Annotated in this window: 13 protein-coding genes; 4 read left to right on the plus strand and 9 right to left on the minus strand. The window is 40.2% G+C overall.

What is annotated here, in order from left to right:
* Positions 1-10: 10 nt before the first annotated feature.
* From DPX34_RS13805 to dapF, 7 genes are all read right to left on the minus strand, one after another.
* A complete protein-coding gene (locus DPX34_RS13805) occupies positions 11-1,267 on the minus strand; it encodes a diguanylate cyclase (protein WP_111979037.1) in 1,257 nt (418 codons plus the stop codon).
* A gap of 269 nt (positions 1,268-1,536) precedes the next feature.
* A complete protein-coding gene (uvrD, locus tag DPX34_RS13810; RefSeq protein WP_111979038.1) occupies positions 1,537-3,711 on the minus strand; it encodes a DNA helicase II in 2,175 nt (724 codons plus the stop codon).
* Positions 3,712-4,100: 389 nt separating this feature from the next.
* Positions 4,101-5,324, minus strand: coding sequence for a response regulator (locus DPX34_RS13815; protein ID WP_111979039.1), 1,224 nt, complete (start codon positions 5,322-5,324; stop codon positions 4,101-4,103).
* A 628-nt stretch (positions 5,325-5,952) separates the two neighbouring features.
* Positions 5,953-6,654 carry an HAD-IA family hydrolase gene (locus tag DPX34_RS13820; protein ID WP_111979040.1) on the minus strand — a complete coding sequence of 234 codons (702 nt, stop codon included), beginning with the start codon at positions 6,652-6,654 and terminating at the stop codon, positions 5,953-5,955.
* A 36-nt stretch (positions 6,655-6,690) separates the two neighbouring features.
* The gene (locus tag DPX34_RS13825; protein WP_111979041.1) at positions 6,691-7,587 is read right to left on the minus strand and encodes a tyrosine recombinase XerC; all 897 of its coding nucleotides are present in this window, start codon (positions 7,585-7,587) and stop codon (positions 6,691-6,693) included.
* Positions 7,588-7,641: 54 nt separating this feature from the next.
* Positions 7,642-8,313, minus strand: a complete 672-nt coding sequence (locus DPX34_RS13830) for a DUF484 family protein (protein ID WP_111979042.1) — start codon at positions 8,311-8,313, stop codon at positions 7,642-7,644.
* Positions 8,310-9,140, minus strand: coding sequence for a diaminopimelate epimerase (gene dapF, locus DPX34_RS13835; protein WP_111979043.1), 831 nt, complete (start codon positions 9,138-9,140; stop codon positions 8,310-8,312). The genes DPX34_RS13830 and dapF overlap by 4 nt, the downstream gene beginning before the upstream one ends.
* Before the next feature lie 700 nt (positions 9,141-9,840).
* Here dapF and DPX34_RS13840 point away from each other — a divergent pair.
* Positions 9,841-12,018 (plus strand): DUF6351 family protein, encoded by a 2,178-nt coding sequence (locus DPX34_RS13840; RefSeq protein ID WP_111979044.1) that lies wholly within the window; start codon positions 9,841-9,843, stop codon positions 12,016-12,018.
* A gap of 170 nt (positions 12,019-12,188) precedes the next feature.
* On the opposite strand, the gene lysA is transcribed toward DPX34_RS13840, so the two are convergent.
* Together lysA and lptM are read right to left on the minus strand one after the other, a co-directional pair.
* Entirely contained in the window at positions 12,189-13,436 is a 1,248-nt protein-coding gene (gene lysA, locus DPX34_RS13845) for a diaminopimelate decarboxylase (RefSeq protein ID WP_111979045.1), read from the minus strand.
* Positions 13,437-13,447: 11 nt separating this feature from the next.
* Entirely contained in the window at positions 13,448-13,567 is a 120-nt protein-coding gene (lptM, locus tag DPX34_RS13850) for an LPS translocon maturation chaperone LptM (protein ID WP_111979046.1), read from the minus strand.
* A 313-nt stretch (positions 13,568-13,880) separates the two neighbouring features.
* Here lptM and cyaY point away from each other — a divergent pair, with 313 nt between their 5' ends.
* Genes cyaY through DPX34_RS13865 form a run of 3 tightly spaced genes read left to right on the plus strand, consistent with a single transcriptional unit; the run spans position 13,881 to position 15,799 of the window.
* A complete protein-coding gene (gene cyaY, locus DPX34_RS13855; protein WP_111979047.1) occupies positions 13,881-14,234 on the plus strand; it encodes an iron donor protein CyaY in 354 nt (117 codons plus the stop codon).
* 6 nt (positions 14,235-14,240) lie between these two features.
* Entirely contained in the window at positions 14,241-14,912 is a 672-nt protein-coding gene (locus tag DPX34_RS13860; protein ID WP_111979048.1) for an alpha/beta hydrolase, read from the plus strand.
* Positions 14,912-15,799: a DUF2914 domain-containing protein gene (locus DPX34_RS13865; protein ID WP_111979049.1), complete on the plus strand. Its 888-nt coding sequence runs from the start codon at positions 14,912-14,914 to the stop codon at positions 15,797-15,799. The genes DPX34_RS13860 and DPX34_RS13865 overlap by 1 nt, the downstream gene beginning before the upstream one ends.
* Position 15,800 lies beyond the last annotated feature (1 nt).

Below are 15,800 nucleotides of genomic sequence, written 5' to 3' on the forward strand. Positions count from 1 at the left end.
ATCCGTTATTTTATTGGAAACATAAAACCTGATTACGGCCTGTTTCTTTCGCTTGGTATAACGCTTCATCTGAGTGAGAGACTAAAGCGGCTAAATGCTCATTGCGCGATGTGTAACCAACACTAATGGTGTACTCGATATCTTCATTATCATACGTTAAACAAGACTCACTGATCACTCGCCTAAAGTCATCGAGCTCTTCGCCGGCATGTAATTCATCATAATCAGGTAAAAATATGCAAAACTCTTCGCCACCAAAGCGCGCGATCACACAATCTTGAAAGTGTTCGGTGAGTTTATCGGCAATATCGTTAATGACTTTATCGCCTGCATCATGCCCATAGGCATCATTGATACGTTTGAAATGATCGATATCAACCATGGCTAAACTAAACGGCTTACCTTCACTTTCTAATTTTTTGACATACGTTGGTATTTTGCTAAAGAAATAGCGACGATTAAATAAAGTGGTTAAATAATCGGTGTTAGCTGAACGTTGTATATCTTCAACATATTCTAAATGTTCAATGTTTTGGATTATTCGACAATAAAACTCTTCATGACAGAAAGGCTTTTTCAAAAAGTCATTGGCGCCATTCTTAATAAAGCGAGCCGATAAAGATCCTGCATCAGCACCTGAAAGCCCTATGATGGCGATCTCGTCTTTGTTGTATTTACGTCTGACTTCGGCTGTGAAGGCTATTCCGCCCATATTAGGCATTTCATGATCAGAAATAATCAGCTTAATATCGTTATGTTGCGCCAGAACCTCTAAGCCTTTTGTACCATCTTCCGCTTCTAACGTTTGAAAGTTATGGCGTTTAAGCAATGTGGTTAAATAGGTTCTTACCGATTTTGAATCATCTACAATTAGCACTTTGAAGTGTTTATTGCGATGCAAGCGAGTTAATAATTTTTCAAGGTAGAGCAACGCTTGTGTGGTTTCTTTAGGAATATAATCGACAATGGGCTTGGCTAATAAACTGTCGCGGACTTTATCTGACATACTACCGGTTAAAACAATACTGGGAATGCTCTTACTGAGCACAAGATCAATGGCTTCACCATTGGATGCATCCGGTAAATTATAATCAATAGTTGCGATATCATAATCGGTATCTTTTGCGAGTAAGGCCTGCGTTTCAGCCAGTGTTGTCGCAGTATCGACCACGTAGCCAGCACGTTGGCCTACATGTTTTATGAGCTTTAAGACGGGACGGCTGTCTTCAACCGCAAGTAATTTTTTTGTAGTTACATTTGTAGTCACGATGGCAGCTTCTTATGAGAGTGATTTTTAAGTATATGAAATATGTAGGGTAAAACAAGATTTATTATTGTGTTGTTTGAGCTGAAAAGTAAAGTGGAGCGCGGGAGTACAAAAGAGAGTGGGCCGATGTAGTTGTTTAATGGTTGATTAAGAATGAGTTCTCAAAAAAGTAACTTATTCAAGATCGGTTGTTTGTACTCAAGTGACTTCAAAACGCAAGAATGAGTATGTGAAGTCACTTGAGTATAAATGTATTTTTTAGCCGTATTTTAACTTAACGGGACTAATTTAGCATAAGCGGCAACTAACCATTTAGTACCTTCATCATCAAAGGCTACTTGCACTCGGCTTTGTGCGCCACTGCCTTCGTAATTTAGCACTGTGCCTTCACCAAACTTACTGTGTTCAACTCGCTGGTTTAAATAGAGGCCTGCTTGATCAAATGCCGCATCAACTTTGACTGAGCTAAATCGATTATCGTTGTTCATCGGTTTTGTTACTTTGGCTTGCATGCGAATTTCATCTAAACATTCAGGGGGGAGTTCGCGTAAAAAGCGACTGGGTGAATGATAGTTATCTTTGCCGTATATGCGTCTGGCTTCTGCATACGTGATATAAAGTTTGCGCATTGCACGGGTAATACCCACATAACAAAGTCGGCGTTCTTCTTCCATTCGGCCTGATTCTTCACTGGCCAACTGGCTAGGGAACATGCCTTCTTCAACCCCGGTCATAAAGACGGTATCAAATTCTAAGCCTTTAGCTGAGTGCAATGTCATCATTTGTACGGCATCTTGATCGCGTGCGGCTTGATTTTCACCTGATTCTAAGGCGGCGTGTGATAAAAATGCACTTAAATCAGATAAGTCTTCATCTGGACTTTGAAAGTTTCGGCAAGCGGTGACTAACTCCGCTAAATTTTCTAATCGGGCTTGCGCCTTTTCACCTTTTTCAGCTCGATACATGTTTTCAAGCCCTGAGCGTTTCATGGCTATTTCTGCTTTTTGCTCTAGTGATACTTCATTGATTTCTTCAGCGATATTATCCACCAAAGCAACAAAACTACTAATGGTGGTTGCTGCACGTCCTTTTAATAAACCTTGCCCTAGCATGTCTTTGGCCGCATGCCAGAGTGGTAATTGAGATTGTCTTGCATGGCTACGCACTTGCGACAATGATTTATCGCCAATGCCACGTGTTGGTGTATTAACGATACGCTCAAAAGCCGCATCATCCTGAAAATTATTAATTAAGCGTAAATAGGCGAGGGCATCTTTAATCTCTTGGCGTTCATAGAAGCGTAGGCCGCCATAAATTTTATACGGTATTTGTTCGGCTAGTAGCGCTTCTTCAAGTACTCGTGATTGCGCGTTAGAGCGATATAGCAAGGCATGACTCGATAATGGGATATCTTTAGCGAAGCTGTCTTTAATTCGGCTTACAATAAACCGTGCTTCGTCTAATTCGTTAAAGGCGGCATATAACCCAATGCGTTCGCCATCATCAGCATCGGTCCATAATTCTTTACCCATACGATCGCTGTTGTAGGCGATTAAATGGTTTGATGCTTTTAATATAGTGCCGGTGGAGCGATAATTTTGTTCTAAACGAATGGTGTCGGCACTTGGAAAATCACGTAAGAAGTGTTGTAAGTTTTCTATTTGAGCGCCGCGCCAACCATAAATTGATTGATCATCATCGCCTACTATCATCATATGATTGCTCGGGCTTGCCGCTAAAATGCGTAACCAGGCATATTGAATGCTGTTCGTATCTTGAAATTCATCAACTAGAATGTGTTGAAATCGTTGTTGATAATGATGCAATAAATGGGGGTGGCGTAACCATAATTCGTGTGCGCGTAACAATAACTCAGCAAAATCGACTAAGCCTGCTCGATCACATGTTTGCTGATAATTTTCATAAATTTTAAGCCAAACTTTTGCACTTGGATCATTAAACGTATCGATATGTTTAGGGCGTAAACCTTCATCTTTTTTACCGTTAATATACCACATGGCTTCTTTTGCCGGCCATTTCTTATCATCAAGCTCCATCGCTTTGATAATGCGTTTAAGCATGCGCAATTGGTCATCTGAATCAAGTATTTGAAAACCTTCGGGTAGGCCAGCATCTTTATAATGTAAACGTAAAAGTTTATGAGCTAAACCATGAAACGTCCCTATCCACATGTGGTTAACGGATGTTTGTAATAGGCTTTCTATGCGGCCGCGCATTTCTTTTGCGGCTTTATTGGTAAAAGTAACGGCCAGTATGGCGTAAGGCGAGATTCTTTCAACTTGCATTAGCCAAGCAATGCGATGAACTAAAACCCGGGTTTTACCACTACCTGCACCTGCCAAAACCAGCATAGATTGCTCTGGGGCGGCGACTGCTTCGCGCTGTTTATCGTTAAGAGAGTCAATGAGGTAGGATATATCCATCGTGTTTTCGCATATTTAGATTAATAACTGGCTAAATATACATGTTTTGAGCATTTAAACCAAGTGCCATTATCTTCATGCAAATGGTTTTATACCCAAGTGACTTCAAGATGCAGGATTCAGTGGGAATTTAAATTGATTTAGGCACGGCAAACAGGTGCAAGTTTAGCGGGTTAAATTAAGCCTGTTTAACACAGCATAAATCAATTTAAAACCCACCGGAACGGAGCCCCTGAGCGATGTTACTTCGGTGTTGTATTAACTTGAAAGGAGACTACATTCCTGCATTAATACGCCTAGAATTAATATCGCTCAAGGGCTCTGAACGAGCATGTTGAAGTGACTTGGGTATATGTTCTTACCTTATTGATATTTAGAAGATAATTTAATCAAAACAATTCTACATCCATTTGATAATCTGCTTTATCTTCATTCTTTAAATGGTTGTTGATATAAATTGACTCTTTTTGCACTTCTTCAACAATGTGGTTTTGCTCATTAACGAGGCGCTGCATTGTTATTAACACCTTGGCTAATTTTCGATTGGTTGTATCCGCATCATATGTTTCTTCATTGACTTTATCTAAGGTGGTTTGAACTAAATTGAGTATATATATTTCTTGATCTTCTTCGAGGCCTAGACGAGGGATCCTTTCTTCTAATTCATTATACATCGCGGTTAAGTGACTTTTATTTTTTTCGGTGTTTGTATTTAATGTGCCGGCTAAACTCACCAGTGTTTCTTTAATGGCTTGAAACGACGACGTCATTTTTTTAGCTTGTTCAATAATGAAGCTTTGCTCAATTAAAGCCATTATTTTTGCATCAACCGCACCAAGTACCGCTGGAAATAAATCTTTATAACGGCCATAGTTCTCCGCATTATCGAGTGGCATATTTTTAATGAGCACACTCACGTGAGGGTAATTAATGATTGTTCTGCAGCCAAAATCGACAAAGCGCTTTGTGTCTTTAGCTGATTTAAATAACTCTTTCTCAAGTGGCTTAACAAGCCCTTTTGCTGAATAGAATTGGGCATTATCATGCAATGTAAACATAAGGCTAGTATTAAGCTTTAGCATGTTAGTCAATGCAAAAAAACGTGAAGATAAAGATTCTAAACTGGTTATTGAATATGATTGCTCAATAAATAACATGACTTGACCCAGTTCGCTAAAGCCTTTTAACGCCTCCATTGCAACATGTTCAGCTTGGTTTTTTTGATGACTTAACTCTTCTCTTTCATGTGAATGTTGGAGGTGAATATGAATTTTTTTCAGCAGTAAATCACTTTCAAACGGCTTGACGAGGTAATCATCAGCACCGGCTTCATAACCTAGCATCACTTCACGTAGCGATGTTTTGCCGGATAAAAATATAATAGGAATGTTTTTAAGACTTTTGATGTGACGGATCGCATCACAAACTTCGTAGCCATTTTGTCCCGGCATTTCAACGTCGAGCAAAATAAGCTGAGGCTTATTCATCTTCAGTTGTTTTAGGGCTTCGGTACCTGAAAAACAGTGTTGCAAAGCAAACTGATCTTTGAGGTGCTTATCAATTATTTTGTGGATCAACTTATCGTCATCAACCACCATGATATTAACTGACATTGCATATTAACTCTTTATAAATAGCTTGTTTAAAATATAGTCAGAGATCGGCAACAACACATCAAAATGGCAAAAAATAATGTATTGCTCTGTTAGGGCGTGTTTATCTATTGTGTATGCTTTTGCAGCCGTATTTGCACGATTTATACAAGGCAGAGCGATTGTGGTGTCGTTATTCTACATAAAAGAGCGATAAAGACTTTATGCTCCTGCAAAGTCACCTTACCCCACATCCATGTGGGGCAAAGACTTTATGCTCCTGCAAAGTCACCTTACCCCACATCCATGTGGGGCAAAGACTTTATGCTCCTGCAAAGTCACCTTACCCCACATCCATGTGGGGCAAAGACTTTATGCTTCTGCAAAGTCACCTTACCCCACATCCATGTGGGGCAACATAGTAGAAATAGTGGAAATGCGCTGCCCTTTGGGTTCAATCCAAAAGGTTTTGCTCTTTGTTATTGGCTTTTGACGTAGAACCACTATGCCATCAAGCCAATGCCGCGATCAAAACGTTTTGGAATTGAACAAAATATATACGATAAAGATAAACACGCCTTAGTGAATTTTGATTAAATAAGAGTATAGCCCGAGAGCTGAAGGAGCTTTGAGTTGCTGAGTGCTAAGCCTAAGGCCGCAATTTAAGTAAATCAGCTAACGCATTAATTTGCATATGAGGCAGAGCGGGGTAATTGGTTTTACTGTTAAACGGGTTATACCAACATGATTGCATGCCAGCACGGTTTGCACCAAAAATATCGGTTTCGAGGTTATCACCTATATGCAATATTTGCTGTACAGGTAAGTTCAACGCAGACGCTATTTTGTTAAACATATCTTGTTCAGGTTTGGCTTTGTTTTGTGTGTTGGCAAATAATTTTAGTTTGAATAGTCTTGATATGGCTAAACGATCAAAATCGACATTGCCATTCGAAATAACGACAAGGGTAAAATGTTCACTGAGTGCGATTAATGTGTCTTGAAACTCTTTACTGATCACTATTTGATTACGCGCCTGCATAAAAATAGCAAAAGCGCTGTCAATATCACTATCGCTATAGGTGATATCGTGTTTTTGAAATAAATAAGCTAACCAGGCTTTACGTAACAAGGTGACATCATTTTGTAATTCGGGGCGTTTTAACGTTGCAAATTGTTTAGCGCTGGATAAATCGCATTTTGAGATGTTTTTGAGTTCAGGATAAGTATTAACTAAATGCTGGTGCAATGCCTGTTCGGCGTTAAGAATAATGGGCTGATTGTTATAAAGTGTATCGTCGAGATCAAAACTAATGGCTTTAATGGGCTGATATGCTTTATAAAATTTCATCGTTAAAATAGGCCTTTGTTCGTATTCGGTTTACATTTATTTTTTAGGCGGTGTTTTAGCTCTTGGATGGGCGCTATCGTACACTTTGCTTAAATGCTCAAAATCGAGGTGAGTATAAACTTGGGTTGTTGATAAATTTTCATGCCCAAGTAGCTCTTGTACCGCCCTTAAGTTTTGGCTGCCCTCAAGTAGATGAGTCGCAAATGAATGCCTTAACTTATGCGGATTTAAATGTTTAGCTAAACCTTGCTCAACACCCCATTTGCGCATGCGTTCGCGGCACTGCCTAACACTTAATCGACGGCCGCTGTTTGCTCTAAAAACAGCGTCATTCTTTTGTTCGGTATGTTTATAACGGCATTCTAGCCAGCGTTTTAATCTTTGCTCGGCAATTTTGCCAAAAGGCGCTATACGTTGTTTATTGCCTTTACCGTTTATGATTAACGTTTTATCGCCCCAATTGATATCTGCGATATTTAAATTAATCAATTCACTAACTCGTAAACCAGAGCTATACATTAATTCCATCATTGCAAAATCGCGTATAGCGATTGTTGTGCTCGGGTGCGCTTGTAAAAGTTGGGTTATTTCATCAATGTCTAAGTTCTTAGGCAGTGAACGGCCTTGTGAAGGGGCGTTAACTATTTTAGCTGGATTGTGCTCAAGTATTTTTTCGCGCACTAAAAACTGACAAAAAGAGCGGATCACTGACAGCCTTAAGCTAATACTCCTGGGGCTGAGTTTTTGTAATTTAGCATTAGCGAGTACTTGACGTACATATTGATTATCGATATCAGCGATATTTTCAATCGGTTGTTTAGTCAATATCGTTTTTAATTGTTCTTTGTAAGTAATCAGGGTTTGTGGTGATAAACGTTTTTCTTCACCTAAGTATCGCCAATAAGCCTCTACAATTTTATTGATCGTGTTCATGACTTCCTTATGAAAAGTGATTAGGCTTAATTCCTGCTGAATAAAAACCTTAAGCTAATTAAATAAAATTCGGTTAATTAACTTAACCATAGGCGCTAAAAAGACAGTGTCCATTTCTGGGCTAAAATGATGTTCGTCACGACTGCCAAAAATAAGCAGACCTAAATCTTTTTGTGCGCCTAAACGTATCAAACAAACCGAGCCGATACGTTGTTCTGCTTGAAAAAATAAATCCATTTCTTGTTGTTTTAACCGGCCAAAATAGTAAGTGTCACGCGCTAAACGATCAGACAATACATCATTAAAGTCGGCTAGATTATTAACAAGGTAATCGGTTTTATTATCGGTTGGCGGTGTAAACAAACATAATTTAACACCGTCTAATTTTATTTGTTCGATTAATATCGTTTTGAGTAAGGTCATTAATTTTTCACTATCGGGGTCTTCGATTAGTGCCATGTATAAATTAATGAACGCTTTGTAAATTTTCTCGTTGCTTTTAGCGGTTGCGACTAATTGTTTTTTTTCGGCTTCGAGTTGTTTGTTTTTTGCGCGTAAAATCTCTTGCTGCCGCTCAAGTAATGAAATCGATCCTTTTTGTTGATGTGGCAACGTCAGCGCAACAAGGGCTTCTGGGTTGCGCGCAAAAAGGTCGACGTTTTGAGCGAGATAATACAATACATCACTTTCATTTAAGGTGATCAATTCGGGTTGTTCATCGCTCATATATTTATTTGCCCATCAAATACGTGTTGTGCTGGGCCTGTCATTTTCACCGGTTGCCCTTCGCCTTGCCAACGGATTGAAAGTTCACCACCCGGTAATTCAACTGTGACCGAATTATTGAGTTTACCTTGTAAAATACCCACAACAACGGCCGCACAAGCACCTGTACCACAAGCCAATGTTTCGCCTGAGCCACGTTCAAAAACACGTAACTTAATACGATCAGGAGAAACAACCTGCATAAAGCCAATGTTCGCTTTGTTAGGGAAGCGCTCATGGCTTTCTAATAATGGTCCTAATGTTTCAACATCGGCGTTATTCACATCATCGACGGTTAAAACACAATGGGGGTTACCCATTGATACTGCGCCGCATAAGATGTTTCTATCGTCGGCTTGTAATATGTAGGTTTTTTCTGTTTTATTCGCTTTAAAAGGGATTTTTTCAGGTGTTAACTGTGGCACACCCATATTAACTGTGATACGGCCATCTTGTTCTACGTGTAAAACGATATTGCCGTTAGCGGTGCTCACATTGATTTTTGCTTTATTGGTTAAGCCTTTTAAGCGTACAAAGCGCGCAAAGCACCGAGCTCCGTTACCGCATTGCTCAACTTCGCTACCGTCTGCATTATAAATGCGATAATGAAAATCTAAATCGGGTGAGTAAGGAGGTTCAACGATAAGCAGTTGGTCAAAGCCAACCCCGAAGTTTCTATCCGCTAATTTTGCGACTTGCTCAGGCGATAAAAAAACAGACTGGCTCACATTGTCGAGCACTAAAAAGTCGTTGCCTAAACCGTGCATTTTTGAAAAGGTAAATTGCATTACACATATAAATCTTAAAACTCTAATCGATATAGTTTACCTAGAACGTCAGCGCATGTGTATCGCTAAGTGTAGATTATTTTTGCTTGGGGTTTTGAGCCTTGCTTTGGGCTTGGTCTCTATAGTCTTCTCGCTCAAGTTTTATGGTTCATTGTCAGTGCTTACTCGTCCCAATCACATAGGCTCATGGGGTCTCGAAGCTTGCCTGCATGGATGCAGGTAAGGGGCGAGAGCAGGACGCGGTAGCTTTGCCTGCATGGATGCAGGTAAGGGGCGAGAGCAGGACGCGGTAGCTTTGACGGCTTTGCTTACATTGATGTCAGTACTTCGGTTAGAAACCTGCCGCTAAAACCCGATCGCTTTGACTGTATTTAAGCTAGGTTTTGTTTTTTCAAACGGGTTGTCTCAGGTGGAGAGGTGTCGTGTTTAAGTGAGTTTGCCGCATGGCAGGTACCTGTGATAACCAATTAAGCGTTAAGCGAATAGGCCAGAGTTCAGGTTATTTGCATGAAAATACAATTACTTAAGTTTTTCACCACCATAATGACCCTTAAATAAAGCGACTTTTTAGCTGCTTATGTATATTTGAACTACACTTATAACTAAGCCTAGATAAGGACGCACTAAACAATAACCGACAAGAATGCTGCAGCAAATACAGGCTAAGTTGTTGAAATGATTATTCATTGAGGTGTTTTGTATGCGTAAAGTTGTTCGAATCATTAAAGTGGGTTTGATCGCCACACTCACTATTTTATTGATTGCATCATTCATGTCGACTAAACCGGCTAATCCGTTGCGAATTGATAAAGTGGCCACGCCAGAGCCTAATTATTTACTTAAACCGCAAACTCATGTCAGAGTCACTCCGCGCCCGACTGAAACTTTTTCGTTCCCTATTTCGATTGGTGAAATTGGCCCCGTACAAAGCTTGTTTTCAGGACCCGCGCAATATCCTTTTATTTGCATGTCAGAGCGCACAGGCTTTGGTCAACCTGAAGTTGATAACCAAGACGGTTATGGTATGCCGGTATATTCACCTGATATTGCGGCTGAAAACCGAACTCGAGCCGATATTATCGGTTACAGTAAAGATTGTCTGGTAAAAACTGCGATTCAATATTATCGGGTCACGCCAGATCAAGAGTTTTCATTATTTGATGGTCAGTTAAACGCCGAGGATATGCTGGTTAGACTTGAATACGGCAGTATTAATCGGTTTTTATATGCGATGGCAATGCCGATTAACCTAGATGAACTTGGTGACCGACAAGCGAAAAGTCAGTGGAATAATAAACTAATTTATCAATTTGGCGGTGGAGCCGGTATCGGTTTTAGACAAGGTAAAATCAAACTTTATCACATGTTTCAGCGTCAGTATGACCAGCTGAAATTAGGTTATGCCATTGTTACGTCAAGTGGTAACCGCACATCTTACACCTATAACATGCTGTTATCGGAAGATATTGCGCGACGTGTAAAACTTAATTTTATTTCATTGTATGGAGAACCTGAATACACCGTTGGTATTGGTGGGTCTGGTGGGGGGTTAGCGCAATATCTATTGGCACAGAACGCACCGGGTTTAATTGATGCCGCTATCCCACTTTATTCCTATCCCGATATGGTATCGCAAACGTTATATGCGATGGACTGTGACTTATTAAATACTTATTACACTTTTCGAGCGGAAGATCGAGACAGTTGGCAAGACATGAACAAGCGTCGTCAACTTGATGGGTTAGTCACACAAAATGGAGATGCACACCCAAGTGCTATTTTTCAGCCCATTAATCAAGTGCTGCAAGGTTTATGGCCTAATTACCCTGATGGCAATAGTGAATGTGTTAATGGTTGGTTTGGTTTATATGCTTTTATTCATAACCCGAGACAAGGTTGGATGCGTGATTACTTCTCGCAGGATGTCGTTGATCAGCATCATTGGAATCATTGGCAAGATTTAGTCAATATTTATGGTGAAGACGATAATGGCTTTGCTCGTCATGTTTGGGGTAATCAGGGTATTCAATATGGTTTAGAGCCTTTAAAAAAAGGCGAGATGTCATTTGATGAATTTATGGATGTAAATCGTAAAGTGGGCAGTTGGAAGCCGGTTGAAGAAATGCAACCTGAAAATATTGCGCGTATTCCGATCTGGGATAAACCATTTTGGTTGTCTTTATGGGGATTTCATAATGTAACCGAAGTTGAAACGGGTAAGTCCGCTAGCCGTCACGCAACCGATTATACGGCAACAGAGCGTGGTTACCGTTACGGCCAAATCTATCTGGGTGTGGCTGATATCCCTATTTTAGATGTGCGTCATTATTTAGAAGATAAACTCGATATGCATCATGTTTCAGCGAGTTTTCAATCTCGTCAGCGAATTGAAGATTGGCAAGGAAAAACATCGCATCATGTAATATGGGTTGCCAATGCAGATTATGACCCTGTTGATCGCGCTTTTGAAGTGATGGATGAATGGATGCAGGGTATTAAAGCTGGGCAGGCTTTGGATATAGCAAAACCAGATATAGCACAAGATGCCTGTTTTGATGAGCAAGGTGGTGTTATCGCAATCGGCGATGAAGTTTGGCATGGTGAATGGAATAAACAACCTTTAGGTGCTTGTCAGCAAGTTTACAAATTACATAAAACGAGCCGTATACAGGCGGGCGGCCGTTGGGCGGGTAACGTGTTCGATTGTGCCCGTATTTCAATTGATCAAGCGATTAAAAAAGGCATTTATGAAGGCGTTGATGTCACCTCGTATAAAGGACAATTACAAGCTTTGTTTCCTGATGGCGTTTGTGATTTTGAGCAAGGAGATCAATCACGACCCAAAGATTTAACCCCAGCTGCTTTGGTTGGCTTGTGATCGCCTAAGCGTTATTACGATAGCTAATAAAATAGGCTTAAGTCAGTTAGGTTTAAGTCACTGAGAGGTAAATGATAAAACTAAAAAGTCCGATGCTTCTGTATAAAGAGGCTTCGGACTTTTGTTTTAAGTTTTCAATTTAAGAAGGGTTATTTTGCGTTTTAAAACATTTATAAAACGCTTTCACCACGCCATAAGTCATCAAGCTGTTCACGTTCGCGCACAACATGTACGGTTTCATCTTCAACTAATAACTCAACCGGACGAACGCGACTATTGTAGTTTGATGCCATTGTAAAACCATAAGCACCTGCTGAACGCACGGCTAATAAGTCGCCACTGGCAAGGGCTAATTCGCGGTCTTTACCTAAGAAATCACCGGTTTCACAAATAGGGCCGACGATATCGTAGACTGCGTTGTTGTGCGTTAAACTATTATCAACTTGAATGATTTCTTGATAAGCGCTGTATAAAGCAGGGCGAATTAAATCGTTCATCGCAGCATCAATAATGGCAAAGTTCTTTTCTTCGCCTTCTTTTAAAAACTCAACTTTAGTAACAAGTATGCCTGCGTTTGCCATAATGGCACGACCCGGTTCAAAAATAAGTTGTAAATCGGGTCGATCTTTTAGTTTGTCAACGATCACGGCTGCGTATTCATCTGGATGTGGCGGTTTTTCATCGGTGTAAGTTACCCCTAAGCCCCCACCAAAATCTAAATGTTTAATGTGAATGCCGGCATTGGCCAACTCATCAATTAAGACAAGCACTTTATCTAACGCATCAATAAAAGGTTGTAATTCAGTTAACTGTGAGCCGATATGACAATCAATACCGCGGATCGCTAAATGAGGTAAGGCGGCTGCTTTTTGGTAAGCGCCAAGTGCTTGTTCACGCGCAATACCAAACTTATTGGCTTTTAAACCCGTTGAAATATAAGGATGCGTTTTAGCATCGACATCAGGGTTAACTCGTAATGAAATTGGCGCTTTTTTACCCACTTCACCAGCGACTTTATTAATGCGCTCTAACTCAGGGATCGATTCAACGTTAAAACAATGAATACCGGCTTCTAAAGCATATTCTATTTCTGCTTCGGTTTTACCAACACCAGAAAATACAATTTTGCTTGGATCGCCACCGGCTTTTATAACACGGGCGAGTTCGCCGCCCGACACGATATCAAAGCCTGAGCCTAATTTAGCTAACACACTTAATACGCCAATATTTGAGTTCGCTTTAACCGCGTAACAAATAAGGTGAGGATGGCTTTTAGCCGCGTTATCAAAAGCTAACCAGTGACGCTCTATTGTTTTGCGCGAATAAATATAACATGGGGTATTATAGTTGTTAGCAATGTCAGCCACGGCCACATCTTCAACAAATAGTTGGTTTTCGCGGTAATCAAAAAAGTCCACGTTTCAGCTCCCTAATCTTTGGGTTGGTTTGGATTTTGTTCTGGCTCAGCTGGTAAATATAAAGGCCCTTTTTGGCCGCACCCAGCAAGTGCAATCAAGATCAAAAATAGATAAAATGTACGATTTCTCATCAATAGGTCTTAAATTGTTGAAATCAGCGCTCTATAATCGCATTGATTATTTTAAAATCAAGCAATAACCGCGTGCTTGATGCGATATGCTCAATTTTTTTGCCATGCTTATTTCTACATCTTTACGTAATTTGCGTATAATGGCCAAATTAGTTGATTTGATATAAAGCATTGTGACTTTTGTTGATGAATTCATTCCAAGCAAAGTTATGACTTTTGTATAAAATCAGTGCATTATATAATTTGCGTATAAATGCCAAGAGCGATCTCCATTCACCGTAATAAAACGAATAATAATTAGAGACATTTTTTAATGAGCGAACACAAAAGCCAGTTAAGTGATACCTTATATCATCAAAAAGTTGATGCCATTATTTTAAAGATCGAAGAAGCCCTCGATATTTTAGATGAAACCGATCTCGATTTTGATTTTGAATCAAATGGCGGCAAGTTAGATATCGAATTTGCCGATCGCAGTAAAATCATTATTAATAAACAAGAACCGTTGCATCAAATTTGGGTCGCCACAAAATTCAATGGTTACCACTTTAATTATCATGCTGATACCGATCAATGGATCGATGAGCGTTTTGGTGATGAGTTTTGGCATTTCATTGATGCTGCCGCTTCAAAACAAGCTGGTCGTACAATTTCATTAAAAGGATAAGTCAGGATGACTAACTTATTACCTTTTGTCGATGTCGAAACTGCTGAAAAGCCCGATAAACTGGTTATATGGTTACATGGTTTAGGTGATTCTGGTCATGGCTTTGCGCCTATCGTGCCTGCGTTTAACTTACCAGATGAGTGTCATGTTCGTTTTGTGTTTCCGCATGCACCAATCCGTCCTATTACGATTAATAATGGTATGAAAATGCCAGGCTGGTACGATATTGCAAGTATGGACATTGTTAGCCGAGCTGACGAAAAAGGTGTGCGCGAATCGGCTTTACAAATTGAAGCGCTGATTGAAGCTGAATTAGCAAAAGGTTTTAAAGCCGAGAACATGGTGATTGCGGGATTCTCGCAAGGTGGTGTGATGGCTTACCACATTGGTACTCGTTTAAAGTATAAAATAGCCGGTATTTTAGCGTTATCGACTTATTTAGCCGTGCCTGAAAAATTAGCACAAGAAGTTAATGATATTAACAAACAGACACCTTTATTAGCGGCTCACGGTACCGCTGATGATGTTGTGCCTTTTGCTGCCGGTAAAATGGCGGCTGATTCGCTTAGCCAACTTGGTTTTAATGTTGAGTGGCAAGAATACCCCATGCAACATAATTTATGCCCACAGCAAATTACCTATATTGGACAATGGCTAAACAAGGTGTTTAACGCATAATGGCTAAAGCTGCACTTAAAATACAGGTGAAAATCAAGCGAGAAACCTTGCTTGAACCTGAAATGGATATCGATCATTCACCCGCGCCTTTTAATATGCGCAAGGTATTTGCTGCGTTAGCGGTGAGCATTTTAGGCTGTACCGGTTTGGTGCATGCTATCGCTGACCCTGAAGCGTCTGCTGACAAGGTTAACCAAGCGACACAAACTACGCAAACCTCTGCACCGCCGACCTCTAATGTGGTTACTGTGAGTAGCCTGACACCTAATTTATTAGAGATCGAACAAAAGATTGTTGATGACAAAAAAACTCAAAAAGTGGTCGGACTTGAGTATATTCGTGCCGCAGATGTCAAAAAAAATCAGCAAGCGAACGCGTTATCTGAGAATGAAATTAATTCGGTATCATTATCTAAGCCTTTAAAAACGGCTAACGTGGGTTTAGAAAGCGATGTAACAACATCTCAAGCTGAGCTTGAATCCACCACGCAAGATCCACATTCTACCGATAAGACAGCGCGTGCGTCATCCAAGGCGAAACAAGCTCAAACCAAAACATCGGCCTTTATCAAGCGTTCTGTTTTAAGCTCGGCTATTGAAAGCCGCGAGCCTGTTGTGGTTGAATCAACACGTATTAATGCCCAAACAACCACGTTTAAACTATATATGTTTACTGAATTACAAGATTACACAAAACAAACGATTACCCATCGCTGGTTTTGGCGTGATAAAGTGGTTTCGGAAGTGACACTTGACGTGAAAGACGCTAACTGGCGCACATGGTCAAGTAAACGTATTTTATGGCGTTGGCAAGGTGATTGGCGAGTTGAAGTGCTAGACGCCGATAATAATTTGCTCGACGTTAAACGATTTAAATATGGCGTTTAAC

Source organism: Algibacillus agarilyticus (genome assembly GCF_003286125.1).
Classification (GTDB): domain Bacteria; phylum Pseudomonadota; class Gammaproteobacteria; order Enterobacterales; family Alteromonadaceae; genus Algibacillus; species Algibacillus agarilyticus.

Bases quoted from the DNA above. Each gene is read 5' to 3' on its own strand.
- uvrD (WP_111979038.1), bottom strand. From the start codon at position 3,711: ATGGATATATCCTACCTCATTGACTCTCTTAACGATAAACAGCGCGAA.
- DPX34_RS13815 (WP_111979039.1), bottom strand. From the start codon at position 5,324: ATGTCAGTTAATATCATGGTGGTTGATGACGATAAGTTGATCCACAAA.
- DPX34_RS13820 (WP_111979040.1), bottom strand. From the start codon at position 6,654: ATGAAATTTTATAAAGCATATCAGCCCATTAAAGCCATTAGTTTTGAT.
- DPX34_RS13825 (WP_111979041.1), bottom strand. From the start codon at position 7,587: ATGAACACGATCAATAAAATTGTAGAGGCTTATTGGCGATACTTAGGT.
- DPX34_RS13830 (WP_111979042.1), bottom strand. From the start codon at position 8,313: ATGAGCGATGAACAACCCGAATTGATCACCTTAAATGAAAGTGATGTA.
- dapF (WP_111979043.1), bottom strand. From the start codon at position 9,140: ATGCAATTTACCTTTTCAAAAATGCACGGTTTAGGCAACGACTTTTTA.
- DPX34_RS13840 (WP_111979044.1), top strand. From the start codon at position 9,841: ATGCGTAAAGTTGTTCGAATCATTAAAGTGGGTTTGATCGCCACACTC.
- lptM (WP_111979046.1), bottom strand. From the start codon at position 13,567: ATGAGAAATCGTACATTTTATCTATTTTTGATCTTGATTGCACTTGCT.
- cyaY (WP_111979047.1), top strand. From the start codon at position 13,881: ATGAGCGAACACAAAAGCCAGTTAAGTGATACCTTATATCATCAAAAA.
- DPX34_RS13860 (WP_111979048.1), top strand. From the start codon at position 14,241: ATGACTAACTTATTACCTTTTGTCGATGTCGAAACTGCTGAAAAGCCC.
- DPX34_RS13865 (WP_111979049.1), top strand. From the start codon at position 14,912: ATGGCTAAAGCTGCACTTAAAATACAGGTGAAAATCAAGCGAGAAACC.